This window comes from Paracoccus jiaweipingae, from assembly GCF_044335505.1.
Lineage (GTDB): Bacteria > Pseudomonadota > Alphaproteobacteria > Rhodobacterales > Rhodobacteraceae > Paracoccus.
The window spans coordinates 33,693-47,895 of sequence record NZ_JBISBS010000008.1; the positions used below are offsets into that span (position 1 = coordinate 33,693).

Below are 14,203 nucleotides of genomic sequence, written 5' to 3' on the forward strand. Positions count from 1 at the left end.
TGTTCAGTCAAGAAGATCCGCGCCGGATGACGCAGCCAAACACTGCGCGAAACCCCCGGTTTTTTCAAGCGGAACAGGGCGTTTGAGGGTGTATTTTCAGGGAAATCCCGACGTTTGTGGCATAATCACCGGCACCATTACGAACTGCTGCCACGCGCCGGTCGCGACGCATGGCCACGCAGACATAACCCCCCGGCAGGCGCATCCGCCGGGGGCCGGACGGGGTGGTGCGGGCCGGACCGCAAGCCCCGGTCAGCCGCCTTTCGGCGCCATCAGCCGCGTCTTCAACGGCAGGTCGTCCCACAGATCGTCGGGGAACGCCCTGGGGCGGATTTCACCTTTGATCAGACCCAGCAGGAACGGGCCGATACCCATGTCAAAGGTTTCGACCTGACGGCTTTCCTCGTCCAGAACGGCGATGGGCCAATCGGCGGGGTTGCCGGTGTCGATGATCCAGCCAAGGTAATCGCCGTTATCGGTGACGGCGAAACTTAACATGCTGCCGGTTTGCGGAAAGGCCGGCAGCGGATAGAAATCGCCGCCATGCGCGCGCAGCGTGGCATAGGCCTGTGCCTGACCCTGCGCCGCGGATGGCCATGTCATTACCGGATGAAACCCCGGCAACACCGTGTAAAGGGTCAGGAAATCGCCCACTGACACCGCCCCCCAGCGGGTGCTGAACGCCTTGAGGTCATCGGGCAGGGCCACGCCAAGAGCATCCTCGACGCCAGACCAGGCCGTCATTTGCACGGCGGGGGCAGGGTCCTGCGGGGGCATGAAGGTGGCAATTTCGTCCATCCAGATCATTTAGCGACCGTCCCTGTTGATAATCGTCACCGCGATATCCAGACCCTGATCGCCTTTTGCCTGCAACGCAACCGCGGTCGGCATGGCCTGCCCGTCTTCGTAAATGGGGGTGACGCGGTAATTCACCGTCTCGCCCGCCTGCGCGGCCAGATAGACCTGACGTTCGAAATCGCTCATCACCGGGGAATTGGTATCGCGCTGGAACAATGTCACCAGATTGCGCGGGTCATCGCCGCTGCCGCCAAGCATCCGCGCCAGCAAATGCCCGCGCGAATGGTTGGCGCCGCCACCATCGAACCCCGGCGGCCGGATCGAGCTGCGGGCATGGGTGCCGGTGTCAAGGCTGGCGCGGGTGATGGTGGCCTGAATGCCCTGCGCCTGACCGGCAGCGTTGACCTGCCCGTAATCGACGCGGGGTGCCGCATGGGCCGCCGGTGCGTCCAGCGCCGCCAGACCCGCCGGAACCCCGCGCCGGATCGCGCCCGAGGCGGCGTAATGCGTCAGGATGTCGTCCAGCGATTTGGGCGCGGCGACAAAGCCCTGCCCCATGCTGCCCGCCGCATCCAGCCGCTGTTGTTCGCGCAGCAGCGCCTGATCCAGTTCGCGCTGGCGGGTGGTCAGCGTTGCCGGGTCGATGCTGCCATCGCGGGCGCCCTTGGCAAGGGCCAGCGATTCGGCCTCGATCTTGCTGATTTCCAGCCGGGCCTCCCACGCGGTCGACCCGACCTCGGGGCGGGGCTGGCCGTCCAGCAAGCCCTGCAACCGGTCACGCAGCCCGCCCGCCGCGCGCATCTGGTCGGCAACGTGGCGGTGACGGTCCAGCGCCTGCGGGTTGATGGCCCCCGGCCCGGTTTCGATATGAATATTGGTCGCCCGCCGCCCGCTGGCATCCAGATCATAGGCCACGCGGATCTCGCCGGGGGTCAGGGCGTTGTTCGCGGCCACCGGCACATCGGCACCGGCCATGCCGCGCACCCGCAGGTTGGCGTCGATGCCGCCAAATCCCCGCGCCCGCGACCCCGCCACATGCGATGCCGCACCCATGCCGCCCCAGAAGGCGATGTTCAGCAACGCCCCGGCGCGGTCGCTGCCCGACATCCGGTCCCAGTTCTGGCCAAGCTGCACCGACTGGTCCAGCATCGTCAGCGCATCCGCCGCATCGGCGGCATAGCTGACCCCTGCCACCATCCGCGCCATACCCGGCGTCACCCGAGCCCCTGCGGTCCCCAGCTTCAGCGCGCCGCCAATGGCGCCCACCGACAGCGCGCCTGCCGCGACCTCCAGCCAGTTGGCCCGGACAGAAGGGTCGGACAGATCGGTGATGTCTTCGCCATGGGTGGCCTTGTCATGCAGCTGCTGCCCGGCGCGGCCCGCACCCCACAGCCCCGCCGCCCCGGCCACGACCAGCGGCGTCGCGGTGCCGCCCGTCCCGGCGATCAGCGCCACGCCCGCCACGATGCCCGCACCGATGGCGACCCCGTCAACCACCGCGCCAAGCCCCTCGGCAAAGCTGTCGACGACGCCCGGCGTATTGCGATGCGTCATCTGCGCGGCGGACAGGTCCAGCCCCTGCACATAGGTCATCTTGCCCTTGGGCAGGGTGTTGTGTTCTTCCCAATCGGCCAGATCGCGATAGCTGCGGCCCGTGTGATCGACGAATTTCGCGGCACCGCCCTGCGGGTCCTCGACCCGGAACACCGGCACCACGGCGGCGCCCTGATCCTGACTGGTGATCGTCACCGGCACCACGGTGACGCGCGCGGTGTCGCCACCAACGGCGCGGATCTGGTCGGCCACCTTGTCCAGCGCCGGGTTGTTGTCGCTGTAAAAGCGGTTTTCCAGACCGCGATCCAGCCATTGCGCCGACAGTTCGCTCTGCGGAAGGGCATCGGGGGCAAGGCCCATTGCCTGCCCGACCGTGTTGCGCAGCGCCTGCCCCGACAAGTCCTGCGGGGTGGTACCACGGGCGCGGTAAGCCTCGGTCGCGCGCTCGGCATAGGCGCGCGACACCCCTTCGGATTCCCACCCGCCTTTCAGCGCATCCGCCCCCCGGCAACAGGTGCCGTCACCGGCCAGATGGTCCAGCGCCCATACCCGCAATTCGGGGGGGGTCTGCTGGCTGAACAGCATGTCGCGGGTGTCGCGGTCGGCCAGCGCATCGGTCAGGTCGCGCGTCATCTGCTGGCGGCGGATGCGGTCGGCATCGCTGCTGCCGGGGGCGCGGGCACTGGCGATAGCGGCGGCGAAATCCTGACGCGCCTGCGGGGTGGTCAGGGCGCGGCCATCCTCGAACATGAATGCGGCGGTGGCCATGCGTTCGGCCTGCGCCGGGTCCAGCCGCCCGCGATCGGCCAGCACCGACCACAGCTTGCCCCGCGTGGCCGCCGGCATGGCCGGCAGGGTCGAGGCCAGCCCCGGTTCCACCCCCTGCGCGGCCCGGATAACGGCGGCAGGGTCCATGTCCAGCGCCTGTTGCAGCATGTGGTGGCGGCTGCTGCCATCGCCTTCGGCGGTGACGATGCTGCTGCCCTGCGCATAGCTCCGCTGCGCGTCCAGTTCCGGCGCGGCCAGCGCCTGTGCCAGCGCCGCACGCGCCGCCGGGTCCTGACTGGCCTGATCGGCGGCCTCGCGGATGTTTTCGCGCTGGCTGCCGCCATGACCCTGCGCCCGCCATGCCTGCACCGCCCCTTGGGCCAGCAGGTCACGTTCGGCGGTGCTCAGGCGCCCCAGATCGGATTCGCCCCGCAGCGCCCGCCCGACGCGGCTGCCGCCGTCGCTGTCGGTGAACACCAGCAAATGGCGGTTTTCGGCGGTGGCATTGTCGCGCAACCAGCCCTCGATCCGGGCTTTGCGGTCCGGGCTGACCGGGGCGGCGGGTGCCGGCGCAGGCGCCGGGGCCAGCGGTCCCTGCGCAGGCGCGGCGGGCGGATGCTGGACCGCCGCGCGGGCCGAGGGCACGGCAACAGGTTGCTGATCCGGCCTGACAACCGGGCGGGCGCGGCGGATTCCGTCGATCATATACATCGTGACAAGACCTTGGCTGACAGGCAGGGGCGGGCGAGTGTCGTGAAATCGCCCCGATCCTGCCTGCGCAAAATGTCACTGATATGACGCCCGGCCCGGTTTTTCCGGCGTCCGGGCGAAAAATCGCGCAGCCCCGCCCCTTAATCGCGCCAGCGCGCGCCCTGATCAGCCCCCAGCGCCGGGGCGCCGCGATCCAGCGCCAATTCGCCCTGGCCAAAGCGGATCGGGCTGCGCACCCCGGGTACGCCATCCGCGCTGATCTGCATTCCCCGCGCGATGACCTGCGGGTCAGCGAAAACCTCGGCCATGGTGTTGATCGGCCCGGCGGGCACGCCAAGCGTGGCCAGTTCCGACAACAGCCGGTCCTTTTCAACCCCCGCCAGCGCCGCCGACAGCGCGGCGGTCAGCGCGTCGCGGTTGGCCACCCGCGCGGCATTGGTGGCAAAGCGCGCGTCCTGCGCCAGACCGGCCAGCCCCAGCCAGTCGCACAGCCTGCCGAACTGGCGGTCATTGCCCACCGCCAGAATCACATGCCCATCGGCCACGGCAAACACCTGATAGGGCGCGATATTGGGATGCGCATTCCCCAGCCGCACCGGGTTTTCGCCGGTGGCAAGGTAATTCATCGCCTGATTGGCCATTACCCCGGTCATGCAATCCAGCAGCGCCATGTCGATATAATCGCCGCGCCCGCTGCGGTCGCGCGCGGCCAGCGCGGCCTGAATGGCGATGACCGCGTAAAGGCCGGTAAAGATGTCGGCAAAGGCCACGCCGATCTTTTGCGGCTGGCCATCGGGTTCGCCGGTCAGCGACATCACCCCGCCCATCCCCTGCACCAGATAGTCATATCCCGCCCGCGCCGCATATGGCCCATCCTGCCCGAAACCGGTGATGGAACAATAGACCAGACGCGGGTTGACCGCCGACAGGCTGGCATAATCCAGCCCGTATTTGGCCAGCCCGCCGGCCTTGAAATTCTCGATCACGACATCGGCGTCGCGGACCAGATCCAGCACGCGGGCCACGTCATCGGGGTTGCGGAAATCGGCAATCACCGAACGCTTGCCCCGGTTGGCGGCGTGGAAATAAGCGGCGGTGTCACCGATAAAGGGCGGGCCCCATTTGCGGGTGTCGTCGCCCTCGGGGGATTCGACCTTGATCACATCGGCCCCCAGATCGGCCAGCACCTGCCCGGCCCATGGCCCGGCCAGAATGCGGGCCAGTTCCAGAACCTTCAACCCTTGCAACGGTTTCATCGCATGTCCCCCCACGGCATGATTGGCAAACCGGGGCCATATAGCCCCGCTTTCCCGGTAAAGAGAAGGGGCCGCCTTTCCCTTACCCCCGGACCCCGGCCAGCAGGGCGGCATTGCCGCCCGCCGCCGTGGTGTCGACACACAGGTGACGTTCGAACAGCGCATGACCTGCGTCGGGGGCGGCGGTGATCAGCGGCACAATGGCGCCGTCACGGGCCGCCAATGCCTGTGCCAGCGCGCGGGCGGTTTCGGCATTGCCCCACCAGATCACCCCGGACAGTCCCGCCAGCCCGGTCAGGTCGGATGGCTGCACCGCGCCCTGTGCCGCCACTGCCTGCCCGCCAAGCGCCTGCACCATCGCCACCTGACGCGCGGCGGCATCAGCCCCCGGTCCCAGACACAAAAGCGGCGGGCGCGACAGGCTGTGCAGGCGGTTCAGCTCGCCCGTGGGGCCGGGCATGTCGCGGGCCGACACCTGCGCGCCCCCGGCACCGGCCAGCGCCTGCGCCAGCCGCGCCGTGCTGTCGCGCGCGCCGCCCCAGTCGCCGCCTGCCTGCGCGGCAGGGCGGGCGAAACGGGTCAGGTAATGCGGCCCCCCGGCCTTTGGCCCGGTGCCGGACAGGCCCTCGCCCCCGAAGGGCTGGCTGCCGACCACCGCGCCGATCTGGTTGCGGTTGACATAGATATTGCCGCACGCGACCGAGGCCGCGACCTGATCGACCCGGTCGTCGATCCGGCTGTGCAGCCCGAAGGTCAGGCCATAGCCGCGGGCATTCACATCCGCGATCACCTGCGCCATACCGCCTGCGGGGAAGGTCGCGACATGCAGGACCGGGCCGAACACCTCGTGCGTCAGGTCGTCGATGCCATCGACCGCCAACAGCGTGGGGGCGATGAAATGCCCGCCCGCCAGCGCCCCCTTGGGCGGGGCCAGCTCATGCAGCACCTTGTCGCGATGCTGGTCCAGCCAGTCGCGGATGCCGCGCTGCGCGCCCGCGTCGATCACCGGACCCACATCGGTCGACAGCGCCCATGGATCACCAATCGCCAGTTCATCCATCGCGCCTTTGATCATCGCGATCAGCCCCGGCGCGACATCGCGCTGGACATACAGACAGCGCAAGGCCGAACAGCGCTGGCCCGCCGACCGGAAGGCCGAGGCCACCACATCGCGCACCGCCTGTTCCGGCAGCGCGGTGGAATCGACGATCATCGCGTTCAGCCCGCCGGTTTCGGCAATCAGCGGCGCGCCGGGGTCCAGATGCGCGGCCATCGTCTGGCGGATCGCCTGCGCCGTCGCGGTCGATCCGGTGAACACCACGCCATTGACGCGCGGGTCGCGGGTCAGCGCCGCCCCCACCGTCGCGCCATCGCCGGGCAGCAATTGCAGCGCCGTTGCCGGCACCCCGGCCTGATGCAACAGCCGCACCGCCAGCGCGGCGATCAGCGGCGTCTGTTGGGCGGGCTTGGCCAGCACCGCATTGCCCGCCATCAGCGCCGCCGCGATCTGGCCGGTAAAGATCGCCAGCGGGAAGTTCCACGGGCTGATGGCGGTGAACACGCCGCGCGGCGCCAGATCCGCCGCCGCCCCCTGCGCCGCGTAATAGCGCAGGAAATCCACCGCCTCGCGCAGTTCGCCCACGGCGTCGGGCAGGGTCTTGCCGGCCTCTTGCGCCAGAATGGCAAAGATGTCGCCGTAATGCGCCTGATACAGATCGGCCGCGCGGCGCAGCACATCGGCGCGGGCGGTGGCGGGGGCGTCCCAGGGCGCGGCGGCGTCCAGCGCGGCGGCAATGGTGGCTGGCCCGGCCTCGGTCACATGGCCGATGGGGGCGCCGGTGGCGGGGTTGGTGACCGCGCGGCGGGTGTCGCCCCCGCCCTGACCGGCAATCACCGGCGCGGCGTCCAGCGCGCCGGACAGCGCCTGTTCCCGCGCCGCCGCAATGCGGGCCAGCGTGGCGGCGTCGGTCAGGTCGAACCCGGCGGCATTGACCCGCCCTTCGCCAAAGATCGCCTGCGGCGCCACCAGCCCGGCGGGCGGCTGCGCCCCGGCCAGCGCGTCGAACGGATCGCGGGCGATCTCCTGCGGTGCGACGTCTTCGTCGACGATCTGGTTGACAAAGGACGAATTGGCGCCGTTTTCCAGCAGCCGCCGCACCAGATAGGCCAGCAGGTCGCGATGCGCCCCCACCGGCGCATAGATGCGGCAACGCGGGCGCGCGCCCGCCGCCGCGCCATCGGCCAGCACAATATCGTGCAGCCGTTCGCCCATGCCATGCAGGCGCTGAAATTCGTAATCGACACCCTGCGCCATCTCGGCCACGGCGGCGACGGTATGGGCATTATGGGTGGCAAATTGCGGATAGATCCGGTCGGCATAGCCGATCAGCCGCCGCGCATGGGCGATATAGCTGACATCAGTCGCGGTCTTGGTGGTAAAGACCGGGAAATCGTCAAAGCCCTCGACCTGCGCGTGCTTGACCTCGGTATCCCAATAGGCGCCCTTGACCAGCCGCACCATGATGCGCCGGTCCAGCCGCCGCGCCAGCGCATAGAGCCAGTCGATCACCGCCCCCGCGCGGCGGCCATAGGCCTGCACGACCACGCCGAACCCGTCCCATCCGGCCAGCCGCGGATCGGCCAGCACCGCCGCGATCACCCGCAGCGACAGGGCCAGCCGGTCCTGTTCCTCGGCGTCGATATTCAGCCCCATCCCGGCGGCGCGGGCCTGAAGCGCCAGATCCAGCACCACCGGCACCAGTTCCGCCATCACCCGGTCGGCCTGCGCGACCTCGTATCGTGGATGCAGCGCCGACAGCTTGATCGAGATGCCGGGATTGTCGCGCACCCCGCCCTTGTTGCAGGCGGTGGCAATGGCGGCGATGGCCTGCCGATAGGCCTCGGCATAGCGGGCGGCATCGGGGGCGGTCATCGCCGCCTCGCCAAGCATGTCATAGCTATAGCTGTATCCGCGCGCCTCTTGCGCCTGCGCGCGCTCAAGCGCGTCTGTGATGGTCTGGCCAAGCACGAACTGGCGTCCCATTTCACGCATGGCGCGGCCGACTGCGGCGCGGATCACCGGTTCCCCCAGCCGCCGCATCGCGCCGCGCAGCACGCCCGCCATGCCGGGGCGTTCGTCATCCAGCACCCGCCCCGTCAGCATCAGCGCCCAAGTCGAGGCATTCACCATCGGAGAGGCCGCCTGCCCCAGATGCGCGCTCCAGTCCGAGGGGGCGATCTTGTCGCGGATCAGCGCGTCGATGGTGCCGGCATCGGGGACGCGCAGCATCGCCTCGGCCAGACACATCAGGGCAACGCCTTCGCGGGTGGACAGCCCGTATTCGGCCAGAAAATGTTCCATCAGCGATGGCTCGGCGCTGTCACGGATGCGGCGCACCAGATCGGCGGCGCGGGCGGAAATGCGGGCGCGGGTTGGGGCGTCCAGCGCCGCCTGCGCGACCAGACGGTCCAGCAGCGGGCCTTGGGGGGTGAATTTATCGGCGGTGACATCAGCCGCAAAATCGTCCGGGCGGGGCGGGGTCGTCGGGGTCATGGCGCGGTTCCTGAACACAAGGTCGCGCCATGATAGCCGCGCACGGCTGGACTGTTGGCCCAAAAACCGCCAGTCTGGCAGGCGCTTTGCCCAAATCATCACCCAAAAACAGGCCGACATGACCGACCAGCCCGTTCGAATCGACCAGATCGACCAGAAGATCCTGAATATCCTGTCCCATGACGCGCGCATTCCGATGGCGGAACTGGCGCGCAAGGTCGGGCTGTCGAAAACCCCGGTGGCGGCGCGGGTGCGGCGGCTGGAACAGGCCGGGGTGATCACCGGCTATCGCGCCGTGATCTCGCCCATCCGGCTGGGGCGCAGCTATGTGGTCTGGGTGGAAATCAGGGTCACCGACACCCGCGAACCGGCCCTGCGCAAGTTCAACGACGCCGTGCGCCTGATCCCCGAGGTCGAGGAATGCCACATGATCGCCGGCGGCTTCGATTACCTGCTGAAGCTGCGCACCCGCGACATTGACGATTACCGCCGGCTGATGGGGGACCGGATATCCGCGCTGCCTTATGTCAACGCGACCTCGACCTATGTCTCGATGGAGGCGGTGATTGACTGACCGGCCTTACCGCAGGAACAGCCGGAAGCGCCGCGCCGCCAGCCAGAACAGCGCCGCCCCGATCAGCGCCAGCGCCAGCATCTGGGGCCAGACCACCGACAGGCCCGCGCCCCGGAACAGGATTGCCTGTGCCAGCGCCACAAAATGGGTGTTGGGCGCCGCCAGCATGATGTCCTGAATGAATTGCGGCATCGATTCGCGCGGCGTCATCCCGCCCGACAACAGTTGCAGCGGCACCAGAACCAGCATCAGCAACAGCCCGAATTGCGGCATTGACCCGGCCAGCGTGGCCAGGAAAATGCCCATCGCCGTGGTCGCAAACAGCATCAGCAGCGCCCCCAGCAAAAACAGCAGGACCGATCCATGCACCGGCACCGCCAGCACCCCCTGCACCACTAAAACCAGCGCAAAGGACGACGCCACCAGCACCACCAGCCCCATCGACCAGATCTTGGACAGCATGATCTCGATCGGCTGCACCGGCATGACCAGCAGGTGTTCGACCGTGCCATGTTCCTTTTCACGGATCAGCGCCGCCCCGGTCAGGACGATCGACAGCATGGTAATGGACAGGATGACGTTATTGATGGCGCCGAACCATTTCGGGTTCAGCTGCGGGTTAAAGGCCGCCCGCAGGTTCAGCCCCACCGGCAGCGCCATGGGCGCGCGGCGACCGGCGGTGAATTCCTGCACCTCGGCGGCGATGATCTGCTGAATATAGCCCGCCCCCGAAAACGCCTGCGTCATGCGCGTGGCATCGACATTCAGTTGCAGCGTCGGGCGCTTGCCGGCCAGCAGGTCGCGTTGAAACCCCGGCGGAATGTCCAGCGCAAAAGTGTCCTGCCCGGCATCCATCCGCGCGTCCATCTGATCTGCGGTAATATCATGCGGCGGCACGAAATAGGGCGACTGGAACCCCGTCGCAATGCGCGTCGACAAGGGCGAGCGGTCCTCGTCCACCAGCCCGATCGTGGCGTTTTTCAGCGATTCCGGCATGGCGCTGGCCTCGGTATAGACCGCCAGCGAAAAGGCATAACAGATCAGCAGCACCATCACCGGGTCGCGCCACAGGCCCCGCAGTTCCTTGATCCCCAGATGCCAGATATTGCGCCAGTTCATGCCGCCTTCACCTTGCCTGTTTGCGGGTCATGGCCACGCCGATGCCAATGATCAGCGGCACCGCCAGCGCCATCGGCCAGATCGCCGCCCACAGCGCCGGCAGGTCCAGCCCTTTGGCAAAGACCCCGCGCGAAATGGTCATGAAAAACGCCGCCGGATAGATTTCACCGATCAGCCGCCCGGCCCCGCCAAGTGCGCTGACCGGGTCCAGCAGCCCGGAATACTGAACCCCCGGTATCATGGTCAGCAGTGCGGTGCCAAAGATCGCCGCGATCTGGCTGGAAATGAAGGTCGAGATCAGCAACCCCATCCCCGTCGTCGCCATGACATAGATCAGCGCCGACACGCACAGCGCCAGCGCGCTGCCCTTCAGCGGCACACCAAACACCAGCACCGCCGCCAGCACCATCAGCACGAAATTCAGCATCGCCACCGCGACATAGGGCAATTGCTTGCCAAGCAGGAATTCGACCCGCCGCGTCGGGGTGACATACAGGTTCACGATGGACCCCAGTTCCTTTTCGCGCACCACCGACAGCGCCGTCAGCATCGCCGGAATGATCAGCAGCAACAGCGGAATGACCGCCGGCACGATGGCGTTGATGCTTTTGACATCCGGGTTATAGCGATAGCGGATTTCAAGGTCATAGCTGCCCGGCAGGTCACGGTCGCCATAAACCCGCCGCATCTGGCGTTGCAGCCATGACAGGTGAATGCCCTGAACGTAACCCTTGATGGTTTCGGCGCGCTGGGGCATGGCGCCGTCGATCCAGGCGCCGATCACCGGGCTTTTGCCGCGCGCGACATCGGCGGCGAAACCGGGCGGGATCTCGATCGCAAGGGCGATGTCGCCGTCACGCATCCGGCGGTCCAGATCGGCATAAGACAGCAGCGCCGGCCCCGCATCGAAATAGCGCGAGCCTGACAGTTCCGCCACATAATCGCGGCTGGCGGTGGTCTGGTCGCGGTCCAGCGCGGCAAAGGACAGGTGTTCCACGTCAAGGTTGATGCCATAGCCGACCACGAACATCAGCATCAGCGACCCCAGCAGCGCCATCGCGGCGCGGATCGGGTCGCGTTTCAGTTCCAGCCCCTCGCGGGCGGAATAGGACAGCATCCGGCGCAGGCTGAACCGGCCCGGCCCGCGCCCGCCATGCTGGCCCGCCGCGCCCGCATCCGGGGCCATGTCGGCGGCCATCTGTTCGGGCGGTGCGGGCGGTGCGGGCGGGGCCTCGCCGGCGGCCTGTTCCAGCACGGTGATAAAGGCGTCCTCCAGCGTGGCGGCGCCGTGGCTGTCGATGATGCCCTGTGCGCTGTCGGTGACCAGCACCCGGCCGCCATGCATCAGCGAAATGCGGTCGCACAGCATCGCCTCGTTCATGAAATGGGTGGACACAAAGATCGTCACCCCGTCCTGCCGCGACAGATCGGACAGGATCTGCCAGAAACGGTCACGCGCCACCGGATCGACGCCCGATGTGGGTTCGTCAAGGATCAGCAATTCCGGCCCGTGGATCATCGCCACCGCCAGCGACAGCCGCTGACGGATGCCAAGCGGCAGGGCCTCGGGCAGGCTGTCCATGACGTCTTGCAGGTCGAAACGGCTGGCCATGTCGCTGACGCGGGCGGGGATCGCGGCCTCGGCCATGCCGAACAGGCGGGCGTGCAGCAAAAGGTTCTGGCGCACGGTCAGTTCGGCATACAGCGAAAAGGCCTGGCTCATGTATCCGACGCGGCGGCGCACCGCCATGTCGCTGGCATCGACGGGCTGGCCGAACAGGCGGGCGCTGCCCTCGGTGGCCTCCAGCAGGCCGGTCAGCATCTTCATCGTGGTGGTCTTGCCGCACCCGTTCGAGCCGAGAAAGCCGAAAATCTCGCCCTGGGGAATGCGGAAACTGACATTGTCCACGGCGGTGAAATCGCCAAAGCGCCTGGTCAGGCCGCGGGCCTCGATCGCGATGGGACCATCACCGCTGCGCGGGGGGATGACGACCTGATGGTGACCGTCGCGGTCGGCCTCGGGCAGCAGCGCGATAAAGGCGGCATCCAGATCGGCACAGCCCGTGCGCGACATCAGGTCCTGCGGCGTGCCGGTGGCCAGCAGCTGACCGGCATTCATCGCCATCAGCCAGTCAAAGCGGGCGGCTTCCTCCATATAGGCGGTGGCGACGATGACCGACATTTGCGGACGGGCGGCGCGGATGCTGTCGATCAGCTGCCAGAACTGGCGCCGCGACAGCGGGTCAACGCCGGTGGTGGGTTCGTCAAGGATCAGCAGGTCCGGGTCGTGGATCAGCGCGCAGCACAGCCCCAGTTTCTGTTTCATGCCCCCCGACAGCTTGCCCGCCGGACGGTCGATAAAGGGCGACATGCCGGTCGCGCGCAGCAGGCTGTCGATGCGGCGGCGGCGTTCCGCCCCGCCCTGCCCGAACAGGCGGCCAAAGAAATGCAGGTTTTCCGCCACCGACAGCGTCGGATACAGGTTCTTCCCCAGCCCCTGCGGCATATAGGCGATGCGCGGGCAGACCCGGTCGCGGTGGCGGGCATCGCGCATCGCGCCGCCAAGCACTGTGACATCGCCCGCCTGCACCGCCCGCGCCCCGGCGATCAGCGATAACAGGCTGGACTTGCCGACCCCGTCCGGCCCGATCAGCCCGACCATACAGCCGGCGGGAATATCGGCGCTGACGCCATCGACCGCGCGCACCGGGCCGTAATTCAGCGTCACCCGGTTCAGCGCGACGACCGCCGCAGCCCCCGCCCTGTCGCTGGCGGGCGCGGTCATTGGACCGGGTTTTGCAGATGCGCGGGCCAGTCGGCCTGCGGGTCCAGCCGCAGCCAGGCCATGCCCGGCACCCCGGTTTTCACCACATCAAGATGCGCGCGCAGCAACTGGGGCGCGACACGGGCGCGGATACGGAACATCAGCTTTTCGCGTTCATCCGCGGTTTCGACGGTCTTGGGGGTGAATTGCGCCACATCCGCGACATAGCTGACCATCGCCGGCACCACCAGATCGGGCGCGGCATCCATGACCAGCCGCACCTCGTCGCCAAGCCGCACCCGACCCGCCTGCGAGGTCGGCAGGAAAAACGTCATATACACATCCGTCAGGTCAACCATGTTCACCACCCGACCGCCCGCGCCGACGACCTCGCCGGGTTGGGCGACAAGGTATTGCACGCGGCCATCACGGGGGGCGGTCAGGGTGCTGTCCTCGATCGACTTGGTGACCGAATCAATGGCGGCCTGCGCGGCCACGACCTGTGCCTGCGCATCGACCACCTGCGCCTGCGCGGCACTGACCCCGGCCTCGGCGGCGGCCAGTTGCGCCTGCGCGGCCCCCAGCCCGGCCTCGGCCTCCAGCGCGTTGGCGCGGTCATTGTCCAGCACCTGTTGCGACACCGTGTTCGACCGCACCAGCGATTCCGACCGGGCCAGCCGTTTGTCGGTATTGGTCTTGACCGCCTGCGCCTGACGCACCTGCGCATCGGCTGCGGTCTGTTGGGCCTGTGCCTGACGCACCAGCGCCTGCGCTGTCTGCACGCCGATTTGGGCGCGTTCCAGCGCCGCCTCGGCCTGACGTTTCTGCGCATTCAGCTGGACCACGTCCATCTGCGCCAGCACCGCGCCACGGGCAACGAACTGGCCCTCTTGCACCGGAATATCGGCAATGCGCCCGGCCATCAGGGCGGCGATGTCGATCTCGGTCGCCTCGATACGGCCATTGCCAGCGGCAAAGCCCGCGGGCGTGCCCCCGGTTCCCAGCATCCGCCACGCCATCCAGCCCGCCAGCGCCAGCACGACCAGCGCCGCGCCCCAGACCAGTTTCTTGCGATTTTCAGACATATCCGCCCCTTTGCGAAAACA

8 protein-coding genes are annotated in these 14,203 nt (G+C 67.9%); 1 reads left to right on the forward strand and 7 read right to left on the reverse strand.

The window, feature by feature from the left end; all coding sequences use genetic code 11:
- Window positions 1-252: 252 nt before the first annotated feature.
- The 4 genes from ACFXP9_RS12930 to putA form a co-directional block, all read right to left on the reverse strand.
- The gene (locus tag ACFXP9_RS12930) at window positions 253-807 is read right to left on the reverse strand and encodes an SMI1/KNR4 family protein (RefSeq protein WP_397208899.1); all 555 of its coding nucleotides are present in this window, start codon (window positions 805-807) and stop codon (window positions 253-255) included.
- The gene (locus tag ACFXP9_RS12935) at window positions 808-3,831 is read right to left on the reverse strand and encodes a DUF4781 domain-containing protein (protein ID WP_397208898.1); all 3,024 of its coding nucleotides are present in this window, start codon (window positions 3,829-3,831) and stop codon (window positions 808-810) included.
- A 140-nt stretch (window positions 3,832-3,971) separates the two neighbouring features.
- A complete protein-coding gene (locus ACFXP9_RS12940; protein WP_397208897.1) occupies window positions 3,972-5,087 on the reverse strand; it encodes a CaiB/BaiF CoA transferase family protein in 1,116 nt (371 codons plus the stop codon).
- Window positions 5,088-5,169: 82 nt separating this feature from the next.
- Window positions 5,170-8,640, reverse strand: coding sequence for a bifunctional proline dehydrogenase/L-glutamate gamma-semialdehyde dehydrogenase PutA (gene putA / locus ACFXP9_RS12945; protein WP_397208896.1), 3,471 nt, complete (start codon window positions 8,638-8,640; stop codon window positions 5,170-5,172).
- 118 nt (window positions 8,641-8,758) lie between these two features.
- Between putA and ACFXP9_RS12950 the strand changes: the two genes are divergently transcribed.
- Window positions 8,759-9,214 carry an Lrp/AsnC family transcriptional regulator gene (locus ACFXP9_RS12950; RefSeq protein WP_397208895.1) on the forward strand — a complete coding sequence of 152 codons (456 nt, stop codon included), beginning with the start codon at window positions 8,759-8,761 and terminating at the stop codon, window positions 9,212-9,214.
- A gap of 6 nt (window positions 9,215-9,220) precedes the next feature.
- Here ACFXP9_RS12950 and ACFXP9_RS12955 read toward each other — a convergent pair whose 3' ends face one another.
- Genes ACFXP9_RS12955 through ACFXP9_RS12965 form a run of 3 tightly spaced genes read right to left on the reverse strand, consistent with a single transcriptional unit; the run spans window position 9,221 to window position 14,182 of the window.
- Complete coding sequence (locus tag ACFXP9_RS12955; RefSeq protein WP_397208894.1) at window positions 9,221-10,333, reverse strand: ABC transporter permease; 1,113 nt, start codon at window positions 10,331-10,333, stop codon at window positions 9,221-9,223.
- A gap of 7 nt (window positions 10,334-10,340) precedes the next feature.
- Entirely contained in the window at window positions 10,341-13,118 is a 2,778-nt protein-coding gene (rbbA, locus tag ACFXP9_RS12960; protein WP_397208893.1) for a ribosome-associated ATPase/putative transporter RbbA, read from the reverse strand.
- Window positions 13,115-14,182: an HlyD family secretion protein gene (locus ACFXP9_RS12965; RefSeq protein WP_397208892.1), complete on the reverse strand. Its 1,068-nt coding sequence runs from the start codon at window positions 14,180-14,182 to the stop codon at window positions 13,115-13,117. The genes rbbA and ACFXP9_RS12965 overlap by 4 nt, the downstream gene beginning before the upstream one ends.
- Window positions 14,183-14,203: the final 21 nt, after the last annotated feature.

Bases quoted from the DNA above. Each gene is read 5' to 3' on its own strand.
- ACFXP9_RS12930 (WP_397208899.1), bottom strand. From the start codon at position 807: ATGATCTGGATGGACGAAATTGCCACCTTCATGCCCCCGCAGGACCCT.
- ACFXP9_RS12935 (WP_397208898.1), bottom strand. From the start codon at position 3,831: ATGTATATGATCGACGGAATCCGCCGCGCCCGCCCGGTTGTCAGGCCG.
- ACFXP9_RS12940 (WP_397208897.1), bottom strand. From the start codon at position 5,087: ATGAAACCGTTGCAAGGGTTGAAGGTTCTGGAACTGGCCCGCATTCTG.
- putA (WP_397208896.1), bottom strand. From the start codon at position 8,640: ATGACCCCGACGACCCCGCCCCGCCCGGACGATTTTGCGGCTGATGTC.
- ACFXP9_RS12950 (WP_397208895.1), top strand. From the start codon at position 8,759: ATGACCGACCAGCCCGTTCGAATCGACCAGATCGACCAGAAGATCCTG.
- ACFXP9_RS12955 (WP_397208894.1), bottom strand. From the start codon at position 10,333: ATGAACTGGCGCAATATCTGGCATCTGGGGATCAAGGAACTGCGGGGC.
- rbbA (WP_397208893.1), bottom strand. From the start codon at position 13,118: ATGACCGCGCCCGCCAGCGACAGGGCGGGGGCTGCGGCGGTCGTCGCG.
- ACFXP9_RS12965 (WP_397208892.1), bottom strand. From the start codon at position 14,182: ATGTCTGAAAATCGCAAGAAACTGGTCTGGGGCGCGGCGCTGGTCGTG.